We start from the raw sequence: 19,444 nt of genomic DNA, 5'->3' as shown, positions 1-19,444 counted from the left end.
TCTCCTCCTCCGCCTTGCGATCGCACGCACCAGACGCCGCGGAGCCCGCCCTTCGGGCGGACAGCGCTATTTGTCAGACAGGGCCTAGAACGGCAGCGACAGCAGGTGCACCGGGCCGGGCGGCCAGCCGGCGCCCTCGCGCAGCGGCGTCCACATGGTGCGCATCGGCATGGTCACCGGCCCGTCGGGCTGCTCGACGCGGACGTGCTCCTCCAGCTCCCGCCAGCCCAGGGCCTCGTAGACCGGCATCCGCTCCGGCCAGCAGAACAGCAGGCCGGTGTCGGGGCCCATACCGCGTGCGTGGTCCATCGCCGCGGTGACGACCGCCCGGGCCAGGCCCTGTCCGCGCAGTCCGGGGGCGACGATCACACCGCCCAGGCCCACCGCCTCGGTGCGCCGGCCCGCGACGGACACCGGCACGGTCACCAGACCCGCGTGCGCGACCAGGCGGCCCTCCCGCCGGATGCCGAAGTGCTCCCGCTTGGGCCGCCACGCCATGACCAGCCCCTCGATCTGGTAGGGGTCGGGGACACCCCCGCGGACCTCCTCCCGGTCGGCCCCGGTGTACTCCGGCAGCCGCACCACCGCGAACTGCTCCCCGCACGTTCTCGCGCTCGTCGTCGTCACACACCGATCCTGCTCCGGCGGGGGGCCCGCCAATCCGCGCGGTGCGCGAAGGGAACGGAGAGCGGGGGACGGGGGAGGCGACCGGGGAGCGGGGAGGCGACCGGGGGCCGCCGGGACGCCGGAACCCGGCGTCCCGGCGGCCCCCGGCGCGATGCGGGGAGGCATCGCCGATCGCATCCTTCACCGGTTCGTCCCCGTGTGCCCGGACCCCAGGACGTGGGACCTGCGCCCTGGAGTCCGGATACCCGGAGATCGCCGCCCTGCCTCCGTGCGCCGTGCGGCGCCCGGGGGGACCTTCCCGGGCGCCGGGCCGTGACCGTCGCCACGGAAGCGGGCACCACCCCGCCCGGCGACCGGGGTTGCGGGCCGGTCGGCGAGCGGCGTACGCAGACTTTGTACACCCGGGCGCGGACGGCCGGTGACACCTGCGGGACAGCGGCACTAAGGTGCCGCAGCGTGAAGCGCGACGGAGGCGGGGCACCGGCGCAGGAGCCGTGCCCCGACACCCTGGCGACCCATCTGTCCGCGCTCGGCGTGGACGGCGGGGCCGTCGACCTGTACGTGGCACTGCTGACGGACCGCCCGGCGCCCCCGGCCTCCCCCGGGGCGCGGCGCGCGCTGCTCGCGCTCGGCCTGGCGGCCGAGGTGCCCGCCGGCGAGGGGGACGGGGGCGAAGGGCGCGGCGGGGACGGGCACGGCGGGCGGGACCCCGTCGGCGGGCTGGTACCCGTACCGCCCGCGTCCGCGCTGGAGTTGCTCTCCCGGCGCGAGACGCTGCGGCTGGAGGAGGCCCGCCTGGCGGTCGCGCGCGCCTACGAGCGCTACCGCCGCCGTACGCCGTCGGCCGTGGGCGGCTCGGTCGCCGAGGAGGTGACCGGCGGCGACATCGAGCGGGTGCTGGGCGAGGCGCTGGGCGGAGCGCGGCGCGAGGTGCTGCGGTTCGACTCGCCGCCGTACTTCTGGGACACCGAGCGCGGCGCCAAGGAGGAGGTCGGGCAGTTGCGCCGCGGGGTGCGCTACCGGGTGGTGTACACCCGGGAGTCGCTCGCCCGCCCCGGCTACCTCACCGAGAACGTCCAGCCGTGCGTGGACGCGGGCGAGGAGGCCCGGGTGGTGTCCGGACTGCCGGTGAAACTGATGGTGGTGGACGACCGCGTCGGCTTCGTCTCGATGTCCATCGCGGACGTGGACGTCAGCCGCAGCATGCTCGTGGTGCGGCCGAGCGCGTTACTCGCCGCGCTGCGGGCTCTGTTCGAGGCGTACTGGGACCGGGCGCTGCCCGTCCACCCCGACAGCGGGGCCGCCGCGCCGGGCGGCGCCCGGCCCGGCCCGGCCGAGCGCCGCATCCTGGCGATGCTGGTCGCGGGGGTGCCCGACAGCCAGATCATCCGCGAACTGGGCGTCAGCCGCCGAACCTTCTTCCGCCGCATGGAGCTGCTGATGGCGCAGGCCGGCGCGGGCAGCCGCTTCCAGCTCGCCCTCCAGGCGCAGCGGCGGGGCTGGCTGTGAGCCCCGGCGGCACGCGGCCGGACCGGCACACAGGCGGCCGGACCGGCACAGAAGCGCACCGGGGCACCACCGTGCCACGACACCCCGGTGCCCCGCGGGTGACGCTCCATCGGCTAGAACCGTGAGCGCTCCCCCGCACACGCACCCCCCAGTGAAGAGAGAACACACCGTGAAGAAGGCCAGAAGACCCCGAATAGCCGTCGGCGCCGTCCTGGCGGCGCTCGTCCTGACGGGCACCACCGCCGCGGCGGCCTCGGCCGCCTCCCCCGGCCCGGAGCCCGCTCCCCTGGGAGAGGTCCGGGGCGCGGACGCGCCCGGCGCGCTGGACGGCGAGTACATCGTGGTGCTGAAGGAAACCGGTGACCGGGCCCGCGGCCTGAGGACGGCAGGAGGCGTACGGGACCGGGCCGAGAGGCTGACCGGCACCTTCGGCGGCGAGGCGGAGCGCACCTACTCCTCGGCCCTCAAGGGCTTCTCGCTGAAGGCCACCGAGAAGCAGGCGCGGCGCCTGGCAGCCGACCCCTCGGTGGCGTACGTCGAGGCCAACCGAGTCGAGCGCGGCGACGTCCTGCCGCAGGCGCCGGACCTGCCGCGGGCGCCGGGCCCGTCGAAGGGACCGGATGTGAGCGGCACCCTGCTGCAGGCCGATCCGGGCTGGGGCCTGGACCGCATCGACCAGCGCGACCTGCCGCTCGACGCGAGCTACGGCTACGGCGCCACGGCGCCGAACGTCACCGCCTACGTCGTGGACTCCGGCATCAACATCGCCCACGAGGACTTCGGCGGGCGCGCCTCCTACGGCTACAACTTCGTGGACGGGAACCGGACGGCCTCCGACTGCCACGGGCACGGCACGCATGTGGCGGGGATCCTGGGCGGTGAGACCTACGGTGTGGCCAAGAGCGTGAAGCTGGTCGCCGTGAAGGTGCTCAACTGCCAGAACTCGGGCACCACCGAGGGCGTGCTGGCCGGCTACGACTGGGTCGCGGAGAACGCCACCGGGCCCGCGGTCGCCAACGTGAGCATCGGCGGCCTTGCGAGCGACGCCAAGGACGCGGCGGTGCGGAAGATGGTCGAGGCGGGGATCACCGTCGTGGTCTCGGCGGGCAACAAGGCCACCGACGCGTGCACCCAGTCGCCCGCACGCGAGCCGTCCGTGATCACGGTGGCCGCGACGGCGCGGGACGACTCCAGGCCCAGCTGGTCCAACCACGGCGACTGCGTGGACGTGTTCGCGCCCGGCGCCTCCGTCCCGTCGGCCGGGATCGGCTCGCGGACCGCGGAGCGGACGATGAGCGGTACGTCGATGTCGGCGCCGCACGTGGCGGGCGCGGCGGCGCTCCACGTCTCGAAGAACCCGGAGGCCACGCCCGCGGCGGTGACCCGGGCGCTGCTGGACGCCTCCAGCCCCGGCCGGGTGACGGGGCCGGGGGAGGGCTCGCCGAACCGGCTCCTCTACAGCCGCTTCTGACGCCCCCCGGGCGCCCCCGGGCCTCCGGGCCCTGGGGCGGCCGGGCATGGAGAGGCTCCCCGGGCGGCCGGTGACAGGGGCCGGCCGCCCGGGGAGCCGGGCACGGACAGGAACGGAAGCGGGTGCGGAACGGCCGCGGAACGGGTGCGGAACGGCCGCGGGCGCGGGGCCGGGCAGGAGAGGGCCGCGGCCGGGCGGGGCCGGACCCCTACCGGCTGGGCTTGCGGCCCGTGACGCCCAGGTAGAGCAGATAGGCGAGGTTCGGCTTCAGATCGGACTTCTTGGCGCCCCAGCTCTGCGCGGCCTTCTGCTGGCCGGCCACCGAGGTGAGCATCGACACCAGTGAGCCGGCGACGGCCGCCGGACTGATCTCGGAGTCCGCCTTGCCCTTGGACTGGAGCTTCCCGATGGAGTCGGCCAGCGGGCCGGTGATCCCGCCGAGGACCTTCGCGCGGATCTTGGAGAAACGTTTGTCCCCCTCGGCCGCGCCCAGGTCCACCACCCGCAGGATCGCGTCGTTCTCCCGCCAGAAGGAGAGGAGGCCGTCCACCACCTCCTCCGCCGTCTGCCACCCGGCCTTGCCCGTCCACGTGCGGTCGGTGGCCAGCTCGCTCAGCGAGGAGCTCTCCCGGGCCATCTCGTCGGCCAGCTCCAGGACGGCGCCCTCCACGTCCGGGAAGTACTGGTAGAAGGTCGCGGGGGAGGTGCCCGCGCGCCGGGCGACGTCGATCACCCGGACATCGCGGTAGGGCGACGAGCTGAGCATTTCGTCGAGGCAGGTGAGCAGCTTCTGCCGCGTCGCCTGGCCACGGCGCCCGGCCACCCGACCGTCAACAGTTCGTACTTGTCCTGTCATGTCGTCAGCTTACCGAGGGATGATCGGCCCGCGATTCGACCGACCCCAAATGGGGTGGTCTACTGCAAGAGGGGTGATAAGCGGGCAGCGTTCGCCTGTCGGGACGCAGCCGCACGGAAGGAGTGGGAGATGGTCGCTGCCGAAGGCGTCTTCGCCGAGGGCGCACCCTGCTGGACCGACGCGATGCTCCCCGACCTGGAGGCGGGCAAACGCTTCTACGGCGAGCTGTTCGGCTGGACCTTCGGCGACCCGGCGCCCCCCGAGCGGCCCGGACAGCCCGGACAGCCCGGACAGCCCGGACAGCCCGGACGGTCCGAGCGGCCCGGGCACTCCGTACAGGGGGCCCGCACGGTCGCGCTGCTCGGCGGCAGGCGGGTCGCCTCACTCGTCCGCAAGCCGGACGGCCGGCTGCCGACGGTGTGGACGGTCTACCTCGCCGCCCCCGACGCCGCGGCGACCGCCCGGCGCATCCGCGCCGCGGGCGGGCAGCTCGTCACCGAGCCCGAGGCGGTCGGCCGGGACGGGGTGGCGGCCACCGCCGTCGACCCGGACGGCGCGGTCTTCGGCCTGTGGCAGCCGGAGGAACTGGCGGGCTTCGAGGCGGTGCGCGAACCGGGCTCGTACGTGTGGACGGAGGTGTGCACCCGGGAGAGGGAACCGGTGGACGCCTTCTACCGGGAGGTCTTCGGCTACGTCATGTATCCGGCCGGTGACGAGAGCACGGGCGAGGCGGCCGACATCATGGTCTGGGCCCCGCGCGGGGAGCCCGCCGACGACGAGCACGCCGTCGGCAGCCGTACGATGATCGACGAGACGTATCCGGTGGAGATGCCCGCCCACTTCCTCGTCCACTTCGCGGTCGCCGACTGCGACGCGGCCGTCCGCACGACCGTGCGCCTGGGCGGCCGTACGATCGACGGCCCGCAGGACACACCCTTCGGGCGCTACGCGGTCCTCGCCGACAACCAGGGCGCGCGCTTCGGGGTCCTGGACACCTCCACCGCGCTCTGAGGCCGGACCCGGCGGCGCGGACCGGACACGTCCCGGAGCCCACCGGCCGGGGAAAGGGCGACTCACCGCCCCCGGGTTCGCAACCGAGGGCTCCGCCAGGAAGAATCGCTGTCGGACCGCGGGACCGGTACGGCGGTGGAAGGCTGCGCGGGGCGGCGATCGTCGACCCCGACGGGGAGGTGGCAGGCAAGTGGTGGAGCAGCTGACGCAGCACGATCCGCGGCGTATCGGCCCGTTCGAGGTGCTCGGACGGCTGGGCGCCGGGGGCATGGGGCTGGTCTACCTCGCCCGTTCGGCCTCCGGGCGCCGGGTGGCGATCAAGACGGTGCGCACCGAGCTCGCCGAGGACCAGCTCTTCCGCGTCCGCTTCACCCGTGAGGTGGAGGCGGCCCGCGCGGTCAGCGGCTTCTACACCGCCGCCGTCGTGGACGCCGACCCGCGCGCCGCGGTGCCGTGGCTGGCGACCGCGTACGTGCCCGCGCCGTCCCTGGAGGAGATAGTCAACGAGTGCGGGCCGCTCCCGGCGCAGGCCGTGCGCTGGCTGGCCGCCGGAGTCGCCGAGGCGCTCCAGTCCATCCACGGGGCGGGCCTGGTCCACCGCGATCTGAAGCCCTCCAACGTGCTGGTGGTCGAGGACGGGCCGCGGGTGATCGACTTCGGTATCGCCTCCGGGGTGTCCAACACCCGGCTGACGATGACCAACGTCGCCGTCGGCACCCCCTCCTACATGTCACCCGAGCAGGCGAGGGACTCGCGCAGCGTCACGGGCGCCAGCGACGTCTTCTCCCTCGGCTCCACCCTGGTCTTCGCCGCCACCGGCCATCCGCCCTTCCACGGGGCGAACCCCGTCGAGACCGTCTTCATGCTGCTGCGCGAGGGCCCGGACCTGGAGGGACTGCCCGACGAGCTCGGACCGCTCATCGAGTCCTGCATGCGCACCGAGCCCGACCAGCGGCCCACCCCGGCCGACCTCCAGGCGCAGCTCGCCCCGCACCTGTTCTCCTCCGGCGGTGACGACAGCGGCACGGCCTCCGCCTGGCTGCCGGCCGGTGCGGTGGCGCTGATCGAGCGGCACCGGGGCGGCCGGGCGCGGCCCGTGAAGCCGGCGTCCCGGCCCGGGCACCGGGCGCCGGAGCACGCGTCCGCGGCCGCCCACGCTCCTTCCCGGGCCCCGGCGGCCGGCCCCGGCGCCGAGTGGCGGCCCCCGGCCGCCGACCCGCGGGGCGGGGGGACGCCCGCCGCGTCCGTGGCCGCGCCCCCGGCGCCGCCTGCGGTCCCGCCGCCCCCGCACGCCCCGGTCCCGCCGCCCCCGCACCCCCCGGCGGACGGCGGCTCCGTACTGCTGCCGGGCGCCCCGCTGCCCATCGGCCCCGGCCCCCGGCGGCCCCGGGCGCGCGTCACCGAGGTGAGCGCCCCGACGTCCTGGGTGCTGCGCGCGCCGGACGGCGGCGGTGCGGACGGCACCGGCGCCCACGGCGCCACCGTGTCCCACCCCCCGCCGCGCACCCCCTCCCAGGCGTCCCCCCACAGCCCTTCCGGTGCTCCCGGTGCTCCCGGTGCTCCCACCGGCGGCGAGACCGCCGCGCCGCCGCGCTGGCGGCCGTGGCGCTTCCGGATGTCGAACGACGTGTGGGGCACCCCGGTCGTCGCCGACGGCCTGCTGTACGTCACCTCCTTCGAGGTCCACGCGCTGGACGTGGCGACGGGACGGCGGCAGTTCAAGACCCGCGAGGTGGCGTGGTCGATGGCCGTCAGCAACGGCCGGGTCCACGCCTCCGACGGCCCGAGCCTGTACGCCCTGAACGCCCGCGACGGCTCCGACGTCTGGCGCCTGGCGGCCGACGGCTGGGTGTACGCGCTGCGCGCCGACCGCGGCACGGTCGTCACCGGCACCCGCGGCGGCGGCGTACAGGCGTGGGACGCGGCGAGCGGCGAGCGGCTGTGGGAGCTGTCCGGCGCGCAGACCGACTTCGAGACCGCCGAGGCCGGCCCGGTGATAAGGGGCGGCTCGGTCTACGTCTGGGGCGACGGGCGGCTGTACGCCCTGGAGGCGCGCACCGGCGCCGAGCAGTGGTCGTACCCGGTCGGCGACTCCTCGGCCACCGGCGGCGTCCCGGTGCGGCTGCTGCCCGCCGACGACGGCGCGGTGTACGTCAGCGCCGGCTCGCGCGTCTTCGCCCTGGACGCGGTCACCGGAGCGGAACGGTGGCGCTTCGACGCGCCCGCCGCGTTCCTGTGCCCGCCGGCCTTCGCGCCGGGCGCGGCGATCGCGGGCGGTGGCGTCTATCTGGCGGACTACCTGGGCACGGTGTACGCGCTGGACGCCGCGAACGGCCACGACCGCTGGCGGATCGCCACCGAGTCCCGCCAGACGGCCGAGCCGGTGGTGGTGGCCGACGGGCTGGTCCACCTGGGCAGCGGCGGCGCGCTCTACACGCTGGACGCGGTCAGCGGCACCCCCCGCTGGCGCTTCGCGACGGGCGGCGAGATCACCGGCGCCCCGGTGTCGGCGGACGGCCGGGTCCACTTCGGCTCGGCGGACCACTGCCTGTACACGCTGGACGCCGTCGGGGGCCGGCTGCGCTGGAAGCTCGCCACGGAGGGCGAGATCACCGGATCGCCGGTGGTCGCGGGCGGCGTGGTCTTCGCGTGCAGCCGGGACCGCTGCGTGTACGCGCTGGACGCGGCCAAGGGGACGGGCCAGGCCCGCGCCTGACCCGTCCCCGCCCCCGTTCCCCGTTCCCGCGTTCCGCGCCGCTCTGCCCGCTCCGGTTTCCGGCGAACCGCCATGCGTGGGAACCCCGTTGGCCGTTCCCCGCGTGAACCCTGGTAGAAAGTCCGGCAGTCAACAGCGAGTGCGTACGCGCACCGAGCGTCCACCGGGGGAGAACGCGCCATGAAGCGCTCTGTGAAGCGCCACCTCAAGCTGATAGCCGTCGTCACCGTCGTGACGCTGGCCCTGTCCGGTTTCAGCCAGGCCCGCAGCGGCGGTGGCAAGGGCGGCGGCGGCCGGGGGAGCAGCAGCAAGAGTGGAGGAGGCGGAGGCGGCGGCTGCGGCAAGGACAAGGCCGGCAGCCGGTCGAGCTACAGCGGCTACCGGGGCACGACCGCCGGCAGCGGTTCCTCCGGGTCCTCCGGCTCCTCGTCCCGCAAGGACGAGCCGGACGCCGAGATCATCTCGTGCGCCAAGGGCAGGAAGGGGACAGTGGTCGAACTCTCCGACGGCGACGCCGGCACCTACACCGTCCGCGTGTATCTGGTCGACGACTTCGGGGACGCCATCGACACCTCTTCCCAGCGCGTCAGCGTGGGAAGGAACCAGACCAAGCGCGTCGAGGTGAAGCCGCGGGACCCGAGCATGGTGGGGGCCGCGGACGACTGCAGTGTCTATGTGACCGACTGAACCGGTCCGGGAACGGCGAAAGCCCTGGCGGGAGCCGGGCATGTGCTCAACGGGGGCGAACTCCTCCTCCCGGGGGAAGAGGTGAGAGGCCTCGTCAACGTGTCTGGGCGGATATGCTGTCGCGGCTCCGCCCAGACACGTTGCCGCTTGTGTCAGCTGACGTGGTTGTCACCTTGCGTCTCGGCTGCGGGGCTGCCGCACCCCGGCGCGGACACGTGGTTGTCGCACGCTCCCAGGGTGGAGACCCCCTGGGGACCGACGGATACGTGGTTGTCGGCCATAGCCGGGGCAGCTGCACCGCCCGCCAAGGCTGCTGCCAGGGCGAAGGTGGCGAGAACCTTCTTCGGGTGCGTCATAAAGGCTCCTCTGTGGATAACGATGTTCCCTTCACGGGCCAACCTAGCGATAGAAGAACGGCCATTCGATCTTCATGTCCGGAAAACGATCCAACGGTGGCGCGATCCGTGTGTTGCGTCCCAATAGGGACCGGCCGCAGCGGCTCCCCCTCCCCGCCGCCGGGACCGGTCCCTTGTACCCCCGTGAGATATGGCTCAGTTGGCGCTGTTCCCGGAGGCGTGGTTCTCCTGGGTGGTGACCTCGCCGCCCGAGGCGTGGTTCTCCTGAGGCTTCGAACCGCCCTCACCGGGAACCGGCGCGTGGTTCTCGAGCTGCGGGCCGTCCTTCGCGATCTTCTTGCCGGTGTCGCTCATGTGGACCAACTTCCTCTTTCCGGTGGCGGGAGGTCCAGAGCGCGTCCGGCGACTCCCCCGTGGGCCGCCGGACGCGCTCTTCGGGCCGCTCATCCCGTTGGCTCAGGGGATGTCAGACCCGTCGACCCGCCTGCCCCCCGACGCGGCGGATCGACATGTATGAGCATGGCGGGCGGCGATAAACAATTGATGAACGCCCACCGCCGAAGATCGCGGGACCACTCGTCCCGCTACGCGGCGACGGCTGACGACAGCAGTTTCCGCACCACTGAGGCCTCCGGGGAGTTCAAGGACTCGAAGATATCCAGCGCATCCTGCCAGCACGCCCGTGCGCGGCCCGTCTGGCCAAGTGCGTCTAAGGCACGTCCCAACACGGTCAGCACATTCCCGCGCCGCCAGTCCCCACCGACCGCGCGCAGCGCGAGGGCCTGCTCCGCGTGGGAGGCCGCCTGCGCGGGGCGCCGAGCGGCCATATAGGCCTCGGCCATCCGCAGATGGGCCGCGCCCTCCCACATCGGCTGGCGGCTCTCCCGGAAGAGCGGGAGAGCCTGGTTGAGCTGGTCGAGAGCTTCCGTGGCACGCCCGGCACCGGTCAGGGCCATCGCCAGGGCGTACTGGGCGTTCGCGAGCCGCATGGTCATCCCCATGTCGGCGTAGATGGCCACCCCCTGCTCGGCGAGCCGGATGGCGCTGTCCGTCCGCCCCAGACCCAGATGGGTCCGTGAGAGGTTGCACAGCACACTGGCCTCGCTTGGACGGTTGCCGTCCGCGCGGAACACCTCGATGGCCCGTTTCAGATACTTCTCGCCCTCTTCGTACCGGCTGCGGGAAAGAGCGCTGATGCCGCGGTCATTGAGAGCGTAGCCTCCTGTCACCGGGTCATCGGTGCGCTCGGCCAGCTCCATGGCACGCCGTGCGTTGTCGTCGGCCTGGTCGAACCGGCCGGTCACGGTGTGAACATGGGTGAGCATGATCTGGGCACGCCCCTCGGCCCAGGCGTCTCCAGCGGCCTGAGACGCTCGGCACAGGGCGGCGGCGGCCCGCTCGTAGCGCATCGAGTGGACTCCGGAGTCGGCCAGGTCCTTGGCCGCGATCAGCAGGTCGGCCGCGCGGCGCAGCGCGCCGTTCTCCGTCGACTGCTCCACGCAGGCCAGCAGGCAGTCGGCCTCGGTGAACAGCCAGTCCAGCGCGGTGGTCCTGTCGTTGAACTCCAGCCCGGAGTGCTCTGTGGCCGTCAGGTGTTCCACGGTCCGGTCGCCAGGGCGGGCCAGCGCGAACACCCGGGCGGTGGTGGCCAGGTAGAAGTCCAGCAGCCGGGACTGCGCGGCGGCCCGCTCCGAGGAGGAGTCCTCGTCGCGCTCGGCGCAGGTGCGCGCGTAGAGGCGGACCAGGTCGTGGTAGCGGTAGCGGCCGGGAGCGGCGGATTCCAGGAGGGAGGTGTCGACCAGGGACTCCAGCAGGTCCTCGGTCTCCTCCGGGGTGCGGTCCAGCATGGCGGCGGCGGCGTGGACGGAGATGTCGGGGCCGTCGGCCAGGCCCAGCAGGCGGAAGGCGCGGGCCTGCTCCGCCTCCAGCTGGCCGTAGCCCAGTTCGAAGGTGGCCTTGACGGCCTGGTCGCCGGCCTGGAGCTCGTCCAGGCGGCGGCGCTCGTCGGCGAGCCTGCGGGCGAGGAAGGAGACCGTCCAGGTGCGCCGGGCGGCCAGGCGGGAGGCGGCGATGCGGATGGCCAGGGGCAGGAAGCCGCAGGCGGCGACGGTGTCCATGGCGGCCTCGCGCTCGGCGCCGACCCGGTCGGCGCCGACGATCCTGGTGAACAGCGTCATGGCCTCCTCGGGGCTCATGACGTCCAGGTCCACCAGGTGTGCGCCGGCCAGGTCCACCATCCGCACCCGGCTGGTGATCAGTGCCGCGCAGCCCTCGGTGCCCGGCAGCAGGGGGCGCACCTGGGCGGCGTCGCGGGCGTTGTCCAGCAGGGTCAGGATGCGGCGCCCGGCCAGCGTCGAGCGGTACAGGGAGGCCCGCTCCTCCACCCCGTCGGGGATCGCGGAGTCCGGGGTGCCCAGGGCCCGCAGGAACGCGCCCAGGACCGCCTCCGGCTCCGCCGGGGCCGGGCCCGCGCCCTGGAGGTCGGCGTAGAGCTGGCCGTCGGGGAAGCGGTCACGGGCGGTGTGGGCCACGTGCACGGCCAGGGTGGTCTTGCCCACCCCGCCGATGCCCGCGACGGCCGAGACGGCCATGACGCGGCTCTCGGCGGTGACGAGCTGGTCGCCCAGCTCCGATACGAAAGCGGTGCGGCCGGTGAAGTCCGGCACGGTCGCAGGCAGTTGCGCGGGCCGCACGAAGGTGGCCGTGCCCGGCGGCGCGGAATCCTCGACGGGCCGCGCCAGTTCCTCGTCGGCCCGCAGGATGCGCTGCTGGAGTTCGGCCAGCTCCGGGCGGGGGTCCACCCCCAGCTCCTCGGCCAGCAGCCGCCGGGTGTCGGCGTAGACGGCCAGGGCCTCGGCCTGGCGGCCGCTGCGGTACAGCGCCAGCATCAGCAGCTCGCGCAGCCGCTCGCGCAGCGGGTGCTCGGCGGTCAGGGCGGTCAGCTCGCTGACCACCTCGGCGTGCGAGCCGAGCTGGAGGTCGAGGTCGAGGCGGTGCTCCAGCAGGGACAGCCGCCACTCCTCCAGCCGGGTCCGCTGGTTCTCGGCGTACGGCCCGGGGAGGTGGGCCAGGGGCTCGCCGTCCCACTGCGCCAGCGCCAGGCCGTACAGCTCGCGCGCCCGGTGGCGGTCGCCGCCGGAGGCGGCCTTCTCCGCCTCCAGGGCGTGGGCGGCGGCCGTGTCCGCGTCGATCTCGGTGCCGGGGCCCAGCCCGATCGCGTAGCCGCCGGACTCGCTGATCAGGGCCTCGGCGCCGAGCGCCTTGCGCAGCCGGGAGGCGTAGGTGCGCAGCGCCGCCAGGGCGCGCTGCGGCGGCTCCTCGCCCCACAGCGCGTCCACCAGCTCCTGCGCGGTGGCCGTCTGCCCGCCGCGCAGCAGCAGGGCGGCGAGCAGGGCGCGCTGCTGGGGCGAGCCGACGCCGACCGGCTCGCCGTCCCGCCAGGCACGCACCGGTCCGAGCACGGCGAAACGCAGCCGGTGACGATCGTTGTCCGGCTGCCGCAGTCGTTCGCGTCCGGTGTGCCCCTCGCCGTCCATGGTGCCCCCTGCGAAGTGTGACGACCCGCAGCGCACAGTGTGCCTTGTCAAGGGTCGGTACGTCAGCCGTGCCCCCGCCTCTCCTCACAGTCACCGCAAACCCGCGACGGAACCGATAGTTGATGATCCGACAGATACGGAGATGTCCGACCACGGTCAAATCCTTTATTTGTCATGGGAGTTGGCGATCGGTCGGGCCGTCGGACTTCAAAGGTCCCCCAGCCAAAGAGGGTTGGTCATCGCCGCCATCGGGCCCGGCAGCCCCGCGCCGCCGCCCTGGCCCGGGTGGCGCACCTCGGCGCGCACATACGCGGCCAGCGAGGCGGTGGTGCGCCAGAGGACCGTGCCGGAGCCCGAGGCGGGCAGGCGCTCCGAGCGCATCTCGCCCTGGTCGGTCAGCAGCCGCACCGTGCCGTCCGGCACCCCCGACACCTCCAGCCGCACCGCCACCGCGGCGTCGCCCGCTCGGCGCTGATGGCGAACTCCGTGCGGAAGCCGCCCGACCAGCCCCGGAAACCGCGCCCGCCAGCGCCCGTGCCGCGCTCGTCGAAGATCCCGATGTCCAGGGCGTTGCCCGGTGTGCCGGAGGGCACGGCCGGCCTGTCGTAGGAGTACGAGACGGCCAGCTCCCGCACCCCGCGCGGCACCTGAACGGGCAGATGGACGAAGTCCGGCGCGCCGTTGGGCAGATGACCGCGGACCTTCCTGCTCTCCTCGCCGCTCCCGCCTTCCCTCCCGCGCTCCCGCGCGTGCGCGAAGCTCACGCCCCGGAGCGTGAGCACGCTCGCCGCCCCCGCGGCGGCGGACAGCCCCAGTACCTCGCGCCGGTCCATGACAGCCCCCGTCCTGCCGCCTCCGATGTGGTTCGGGTCACTTTCCCACGGGTGGGTGACGAGCGGGAGAAGGCCTGTGGACAACCCGTCCGACACCGCGTGACGGCGGGCGCGTCGGCGGGAAGGGCGGGTGAGGAACACCGGGCGGCGACCCTCGCCCGCCTCCCGGCCGGTGCCGGGGGCGCTCGTATGCTCACTCCCATGACTTCGTCGAGCGGGCAGGCAGCACCCACCGCACCCACCGCCAACGCCATGCGGCGCGCCCTGCGGCGGGCCCGGGACGGGGTCGCGCTGGACGCGGCCGAGGCCGCCGTGCTGCTCCAGGCGCGCGGGGAGGACCTGGCCGACCTGACGGCCTCGGCCGCCCGCGTACGGGACGCGGGCCTGGAGGCGGCCGGACGCCCCGGGGTGATCACCTACTCGCGCAAGGTCTTCATCCCGCTCACCCGGCTGTGCCGGGACCGCTGCCACTACTGCACCTTCGTCACCGTGCCGGGGAAGCTGCGCCGTGAGGGGCACGGCCCCTACCTCTCCCCGGACGAGGTGCTGGACATCGCCCGCCGGGGAGCGGCGATGGGATGCAAGGAGGCGCTGTTCACCCTCGGCGACCGGCCCGAGGACCGCTGGCCCGAGGCCCGCGAGTGGCTGGACGCGCACGGCTACGACGACACCCTCGCCTATGTGCGGGCCATGGCGATCCGGGTGCTGGAGGAGACCGGCCTGCTGCCGCACCTCAACCCCGGGGTGCTGACGTGGACGGACTTCCAGCGACTCAAGCCCGTCGCCCCGTCGATGGGCATGATGCTGGAGACCACCGCCACCCGGCTGTGGTCCGAGCTCGGCGGCCCCCACCACGGCTCGCCCGACAAGGAGCCGGCCGTCCGGCTGCGGGTGCTCCAGGACGCGGGGCGCTCGTCCGTCCCCTTCACCACCGGCATCCTCATCGGCATCGGTGAGACGTACGCCGAGCGCGCCGAGTCGCTGTTCGCGATCCGCCGCGTCCAGCGGGCGTACCGGGGCGTCCAGGAAGTCATCGTGCAGAACTTCCGCGCCAAGCCCGGCACCGCCATGGGCGGTATGCCCGACGCCGAACTGGAGGAGCTGGCCGCCGCCGTGGCCGTCGCCCGCCACGTCCTCGGCCCCGCCGCCCGCATCCAGGCCCCGCCGAACCTGGTCGGCGGGGAGTACGCGCCGCTGATCGGCGCCGGGATCGACGACTGGGGCGGCGTCTCCCCGCTCACCCCCGACCACGTCAACCCCGAGCGCCCCTGGCCCCAGATCGACGAACTCGCCGGGCACACCCGCGCGGCCGGCTTCGAGCTGCGCGAACGCCTCACCGTCTACCCGGAGTTCGTCCGGCGCGGCGAGCCCTGGCTCGACCCGAGGCTGCTGCCCCACGTCACCGCCCTGGCCGACCCGGACACCGGCCTGGCCCGCGAGGACGCCACCGTCACCGGCCGCCCCTGGCAGGAGCCCGACGAGGCGTTCACCGCCACCTCCGCCGGCCGCACCGACCTGCACCGCACCATCGACACCACCGGCCGCACCGCCGACCGCCGCGCCGACTTCGACGAGGTCTACGGCGACTGGGAGGCGCTGCGCGAGAGCGCCGCGCCCGGCATGGCTCCGGAGCGGATCGGCGCCGACGTACGCGCCGCCCTGGCCACCGCCGCCGACGACCCCACCCGCCTCACCGACGACCAGGCCCTCGCGCTGCTCCACGCCGACGGTCCGGCCCTGGACGCGGTGTGCCGCATCGCCGACGACGTGCGCCGCGACACCGTCGGCGACGAGGTGACCTACATCGTCACGCGCAACGTCAACTTCACCAACGTCTGCTACACCGGCTGCCGTTTCTGCGCCTTCGCCCAGCGCCGCACCGACGCCGACGCCTACACCCTCTCCCTGGACCAGGTCGCCGACCGGGCGGCGCAGGCGTGGGAGGTCGGCGCGGTCGAGGTCTGCATGCAGGGCGGCATCCACCCGGACCTGCCCGGCACCGCCTACTTCGACATCGCGCGGGCGGTGAGGGAGCGCGTGCCCGGCATCCATGTGCACGCCTTCTCCCCGATGGAGGTCGTCAACGGCGCCACCCGCACCGGTATGTCGATCCGGGAGTGGCTGGAGGCGGCGAAGGAGGCCGGGCTCGGCTCCATCCCCGGCACGGCCGCCGAGATCCTCGACGACGAGGTGCGCTGGATCCTCACCAAGGGCAAGCTGCCGGCCGCCACCTGGGTCGAGGTGGTCACCACCGCGCACGAGCTGGGCCTGCCGTCGTCCTCGACGATGATGTACGGGCACGTGGACCGGCCCCGGCACTGGCTGGGCCATCTGCGGCTGCTGGCGGAGATCCAGCAGCGCACCGGCGGCTTCACCGAGTTCGTCACGCTGCCGTTCGTCCACACCAACGCCCCGGTCTACCTCGCCGGGATCGCCCGCCCCGGGCCGACGGTGCGCGACAACCGCGCGGTGACGGCCATGGCCCGCCTGCTGCTGCACCCGCACATCACCAACATCCAGACCAGCTGGGTCAAGCTGGGCGCCGAGGGAGCGGCCGAGATGCTGCGCTCGGGCGCCAACGACCTGGGCGGCACGCTGATGGAGGAGACCATCTCCCGGATGGCCGGCTCCTCCTACGGCTCCTACAAGTCCGTCCGGGACCTGGTCGCCATCGCCGAGGCCGCCGGACGTCCGTCCCGTCCCCGCACCACCACCTACGGCGAGGTCCCCGGCGAGCGCGTACGGGCCGCCGAGGCGTCCGGCGGGCGCCTGCCGGAACTGCTGCCGGTGCTGGAGGACTGAGGGCCGCCGCCCCTTCGCGGGGCCGGGCGCCTTCACGGGGCCGGGCGCCTTCACGGGGCCGGGCACCGGATCGGCGCGGGGCACCGGATCGGCGCGGGGCACCGGATCGGCGCGGGGCGACTTCCGGCCGTCTTCCCGGGATCTCCGGCCCCCGTCCACCTCCGGGCCGCCTCCGCCCGCGCCCCGTCGTTTAAAGTGCGGTCCGAAACAGACGGGGACAGGACACGGGAACGGACCGGAGCGGACGAGAGCCGAGGGGCGAACGGGAGGGGACGGCACGGTGACCGCGACACCTGGCGGCGGCATCTGGGGCCGCACCGAGCAGCAGGACTTCCGCAGCCGGGTACGCGGCTGCCTGCTCGGCGGCGCGATCGGCGACGCGCTCGGCGCGGGAGTCGAGTTCGACTCGCTCGACGCCATCCGGGCCGCCCACGGCCCCCAGGGGGTGACGGACTACGTGCCCGCCTACGGGCGGCGCGGCGCCATCACCGACGACACGCAGATGACCCTGTTCACCGTCGACGGACTGATCCGCGCCCACGTCCGGCGCGACACCGGGGCCTGGCACCCGCCGACCGACGTGCACGCCGCCTATCTGCGCTGGGCCGCCACCCAGCGCGACTGGGGGCCCGACGAGCGCCGCACCGAGGACGGCTGGCTGGCCCGCCAGGAGTGGCTGTACTCGCAGCGCGCCCCCGGCCGCGCCTGCCTGACCGGGCTGGCCGACAGCCGGATGGGCACACTGGAGGCACCGAAGAACCCCGACTCCAAGGGCTGCGGCACCGTCATGCGCTCCGCGCCCTTCGGTCTGCTCGTCGGCTGGGAGCCGCAGCTCGTCTTCCAGCTCGCCGTCGAGTGCGCCGCCCAGACCCACGGCCACCCCACCGGCTACCTGGCGGCGGGCGCCTTCGCCGTCATCGTCCACGCCGTCGCCCGGGGCGAGAGCCTGGACGCCGCGGTGCAGCGGGCCCTGGCCCATCTGGCGGCCCACCCCGGCCACGAGGAGACCACGGACGCCCTCAAGTACGCGCTCGGCGCCGTACGCCAGGGCCTGCCGACCGCGGAGCGCGTGGAGTCGCTGGGGGAGGGCTGGACGGCGGAGGAGGCGCTGGCGATGGGCGTGTACTGCGCGCTGGTGGCCGAGGACGTACGCCACGGCCTGCTGCTGGCGGTCAACCACGGCGGCGACTCCGACTCCACCGGCTCGGTCTGCGGCAACCTGCTGGGCGTGATGCACGGGGAGACCGCCCTGCCGCCGGACTGGGTCGCCGAGCTGGAGGGGCGCGCCACCATCCTGGAACTGGCCGACGACTTCGCCATGGAGATGACCCAGGGGCCGGCCCTCCACAGCCCGGCCACTCCGGCCGGCTCACCGGGCTGGCTGACCCGTTACCCGCGCGCCTGACGGGACCGGGCCCCGCACACGGGGCCCGGTAAGCACCGAACCCCCTCGGCCGGGACGGCGAACCAGTCGAGAGGGCTTCGGCCGCGGTACCGCCCGGCACCGCGAGGCACGGCGCCGCCGTGGTGCGGCGCGCGGCGTGCGGGAGCGGTCAGCGCCGGGTGAGCGAACCCTGGCCGAGGGCTCCCACGAACGCCGTCCACGAACCGGGGACGAAGTCCAGCGACGGACCCTGCGGGGCCTTGGAGTCGCGCACGGCGACCGCCCGCGGCTCGGGGGACCGCACCTCCACGCACGCCCCGTTCCCGGCGGAGTGGCTGGACTTGGTCCACCTGTCGGTCATGCCCTGTCGGATTGCCATGTCTGCTCCGTTTTCTCCCAGACGGTGAAAATCGCCGGTTGGGCCCGGCGTGCGGCAGACGGTACCCCCCAACTGGGGCCTTCATTAACGCCGTTCACTCGACCGGATGGCATATTCCAGACAGCTCTTCACATCGACGCGCCGCCAGGTGTAACTTGCTGCGCCGCCCGTGCGCCGCCCGTGTGTCGTCCCCGCGCCACCGGCGCGCCGGCCTCAGCCCCGGGTGTACTCCTTGGCGATGCCCTCGACGAACTCCCGGGTCTGCTCGACGTTGAGGGCCTGCGCCCGCAGGTGCTCGTACATCACGCTGTAGCTGTGCACGTCGCCGGCCTTCTCCAGATAGAGGTCGCTGGTGACGCCCTCCAGATAGACCACCGTCGAGTCGGCCGCGTCCGGGAACTCCAGGATCGCGTACTGGCCGTTGAGCCCGGGATGCGCGCCCATCGCGAAGGGCAGCACCTGCACCGTCACATGGGGCAGCCGGGAGAGCTCGAGCAGATGCTCCAGCTGGTCCCGCATGATCTGCTTCCCGCCGACCACCCGGCGCAGCGCGGCCTCGTCGATCACCGCCCACAGGCGCAGCGGGCTCTTGCGGTCGTGGATGCGCTCCTGCCGGCGCAGCCGCACCTGCACCCGCTTCTCCACGTCCTCCACCGACGCCTCGGGCAGCGCGCCCGCGACGACGGCCTCCGCGTACCGAGGGGTCTGCAGCAACCCCGGCATGACCTGCGGCTCGTACACGCGCAGGGACGCCGCGTCCGTCTCCAGCCCGATGTACACGCTGTACGGGATGTCGCCGAACGCGTGCCACCAGCCCTGCTGCCTGGACTCCTTGGCCATCTGCATCAGCGAGTCGACTATCCGCTGGTCGTCGACCTCGTAGACGCCGCACAGATCGCGGACGTCGCGCTGGCTGATGCTGCGGCGTCCGTTCTCCAGCCGGCTGATCTTGGACTGGGACACCAGCAGCCGGTCGGCCACCTCCTCGGCCGTCATGCCTCTCTGCTCGCGGAGCCGGCGCAGCTCCTGACCCAGCCGGCGCCGCCTGACGGTGGGATTGACACTGGATGCCACGGTGCGCACACCTCCGCTTACGCCAACAAGACCGCTCCTGGAGCAGATTGCCACCAATGGCCGCGTCCGCGCTGGAAAACCGCCACACAGGGTGCGCACACGCACGCGCGGGGTGGCGGGTCGCACTCCGGGGTCGGAGTGCGGACCGCCACCCCGCGCTACGCGGCCGACGGGTCGGATTTCGGCCGAGTTCGGGAAATCCG

General features: G+C 74.0%; 14 protein-coding genes and 1 pseudogene. 7 read left to right on the top strand and 8 right to left on the bottom strand.

Going from position 1 to position 19,444, the window contains the following annotated elements:
• Positions 1–84: 84 nt before the first annotated feature.
• A complete protein-coding gene (locus tag CUT83_RS29190) occupies positions 85–627 on the bottom strand; it encodes a GNAT family N-acetyltransferase (protein ID WP_240958452.1) in 543 nt (180 codons plus the stop codon).
• A gap of 456 nt (positions 628–1,083) precedes the next feature.
• On the opposite strand from CUT83_RS29190, the gene CUT83_RS29185 reads away from it, so the two are divergent.
• Entirely contained in the window at positions 1,084–2,136 is a 1,053-nt protein-coding gene (locus CUT83_RS29185; protein ID WP_101258792.1) for a helix-turn-helix transcriptional regulator, read from the top strand.
• A 151-nt stretch (positions 2,137–2,287) separates the two neighbouring features.
• Positions 2,288–3,607: a S8 family peptidase gene (locus CUT83_RS29180; protein ID WP_240958454.1), complete on the top strand. Its 1,320-nt coding sequence runs from the start codon at positions 2,288–2,290 to the stop codon at positions 3,605–3,607.
• 208 nt (positions 3,608–3,815) lie between these two features.
• Here the strand turns inward: CUT83_RS29180 and CUT83_RS29175 are convergent, their stop codons facing one another.
• On the bottom strand, positions 3,816–4,463 hold the full coding sequence (locus CUT83_RS29175) for a TetR family transcriptional regulator (RefSeq protein ID WP_101258791.1): 648 nt from the start codon (positions 4,461–4,463) through the stop codon (positions 3,816–3,818).
• A 129-nt stretch (positions 4,464–4,592) separates the two neighbouring features.
• Here CUT83_RS29175 and CUT83_RS29170 point away from each other — a divergent pair, with 129 nt between their 5' ends.
• The 3 genes from CUT83_RS29170 to CUT83_RS30200 all read left to right on the top strand — a co-directional run bounded on the left by CUT83_RS29170 (position 4,593) and on the right by CUT83_RS30200 (position 8,877).
• Positions 4,593–5,474, top strand: coding sequence for a VOC family protein (locus CUT83_RS29170; protein ID WP_101258790.1), 882 nt, complete (start codon positions 4,593–4,595; stop codon positions 5,472–5,474).
• A gap of 190 nt (positions 5,475–5,664) precedes the next feature.
• Entirely contained in the window at positions 5,665–8,190 is a 2,526-nt protein-coding gene (gene afsK, locus CUT83_RS29165; RefSeq protein ID WP_101258789.1) for a protein serine/threonine kinase AfsK, read from the top strand.
• A 180-nt stretch (positions 8,191–8,370) separates the two neighbouring features.
• Entirely contained in the window at positions 8,371–8,877 is a 507-nt protein-coding gene (locus CUT83_RS30200; protein ID WP_158239068.1) for a hypothetical protein, read from the top strand.
• 551 nt (positions 8,878–9,428) lie between these two features.
• Here the strand turns inward: CUT83_RS30200 and CUT83_RS29150 are convergent.
• The 4 genes and pseudogenes from CUT83_RS29150 to CUT83_RS29135 all read right to left on the bottom strand — a co-directional run.
• Entirely contained in the window at positions 9,429–9,587 is a 159-nt protein-coding gene (locus CUT83_RS29150) for a sigma-like protein (RefSeq protein WP_101258786.1), read from the bottom strand.
• A gap of 230 nt (positions 9,588–9,817) precedes the next feature.
• Complete coding sequence (afsR, locus tag CUT83_RS29145; protein WP_101258785.1) at positions 9,818–12,769, bottom strand: SARP-family global regulator AfsR; 2,952 nt, start codon at positions 12,767–12,769, stop codon at positions 9,818–9,820.
• 207 nt (positions 12,770–12,976) lie between these two features.
• Positions 12,977–13,192 (bottom strand): hypothetical protein, encoded by a 216-nt coding sequence (locus CUT83_RS29140; RefSeq protein WP_101258784.1) that lies wholly within the window; start codon positions 13,190–13,192, stop codon positions 12,977–12,979.
• Between the two features lie 14 nt (positions 13,193–13,206).
• Positions 13,207–13,602, bottom strand: a pseudogene (locus tag CUT83_RS29135) (CehA/McbA family metallohydrolase); the annotation flags it as partial.
• Between the two features lie 201 nt (positions 13,603–13,803).
• Here CUT83_RS29135 and CUT83_RS29130 point away from each other — a divergent pair.
• Both CUT83_RS29130 and CUT83_RS29125 read left to right on the top strand, forming a co-directional pair.
• Positions 13,804–16,404, top strand: coding sequence for a bifunctional FO biosynthesis protein CofGH (locus tag CUT83_RS29130; RefSeq protein ID WP_165869657.1), 2,601 nt, complete (start codon positions 13,804–13,806; stop codon positions 16,402–16,404).
• A 280-nt stretch (positions 16,405–16,684) separates the two neighbouring features.
• A complete protein-coding gene (locus CUT83_RS29125) occupies positions 16,685–17,809 on the top strand; it encodes an ADP-ribosylglycohydrolase family protein (RefSeq protein ID WP_101258782.1) in 1,125 nt (374 codons plus the stop codon).
• A gap of 148 nt (positions 17,810–17,957) precedes the next feature.
• Here the strand turns inward: CUT83_RS29125 and CUT83_RS29120 are convergent, their stop codons facing one another.
• Together CUT83_RS29120 and CUT83_RS29115 are read right to left on the bottom strand one after the other, a co-directional pair.
• Positions 17,958–18,167, bottom strand: coding sequence for a DUF397 domain-containing protein (locus CUT83_RS29120; protein ID WP_101258781.1), 210 nt, complete (start codon positions 18,165–18,167; stop codon positions 17,958–17,960).
• A gap of 213 nt (positions 18,168–18,380) precedes the next feature.
• Complete coding sequence (locus CUT83_RS29115; RefSeq protein WP_101258891.1) at positions 18,381–19,241, bottom strand: helix-turn-helix domain-containing protein; 861 nt, start codon at positions 19,239–19,241, stop codon at positions 18,381–18,383.
• Between the last annotated feature and the right edge of the window lie 203 nt (positions 19,242–19,444).

The organism is Streptomyces barkulensis (assembly GCF_002843305.1).
Classification (GTDB): Bacteria; Actinomycetota; Actinomycetes; order Streptomycetales; family Streptomycetaceae; genus Streptomyces; species Streptomyces barkulensis.
This window is presented reverse-complemented; position numbering and strand designations above follow the sequence as displayed.

Bases quoted from the DNA above. Each gene is read 5' to 3' on its own strand.
- CUT83_RS29175 (WP_101258791.1), bottom strand. From the start codon at position 4,463: ATGACAGGACAAGTACGAACTGTTGACGGTCGGGTGGCCGGGCGCCGT.
- CUT83_RS29170 (WP_101258790.1), top strand. From the start codon at position 4,593: ATGGTCGCTGCCGAAGGCGTCTTCGCCGAGGGCGCACCCTGCTGGACC.
- CUT83_RS30200 (WP_158239068.1), top strand. From the start codon at position 8,371: ATGAAGCGCTCTGTGAAGCGCCACCTCAAGCTGATAGCCGTCGTCACC.
- CUT83_RS29150 (WP_101258786.1), bottom strand. From the start codon at position 9,587: ATGAGCGACACCGGCAAGAAGATCGCGAAGGACGGCCCGCAGCTCGAG.
- afsR (WP_101258785.1), bottom strand. From the start codon at position 12,769: ATGGACGGCGAGGGGCACACCGGACGCGAACGACTGCGGCAGCCGGAC.
- CUT83_RS29130 (WP_165869657.1), top strand. From the start codon at position 13,804: ATGACTTCGTCGAGCGGGCAGGCAGCACCCACCGCACCCACCGCCAAC.
- CUT83_RS29120 (WP_101258781.1), bottom strand. From the start codon at position 18,167: ATGGCAATCCGACAGGGCATGACCGACAGGTGGACCAAGTCCAGCCAC.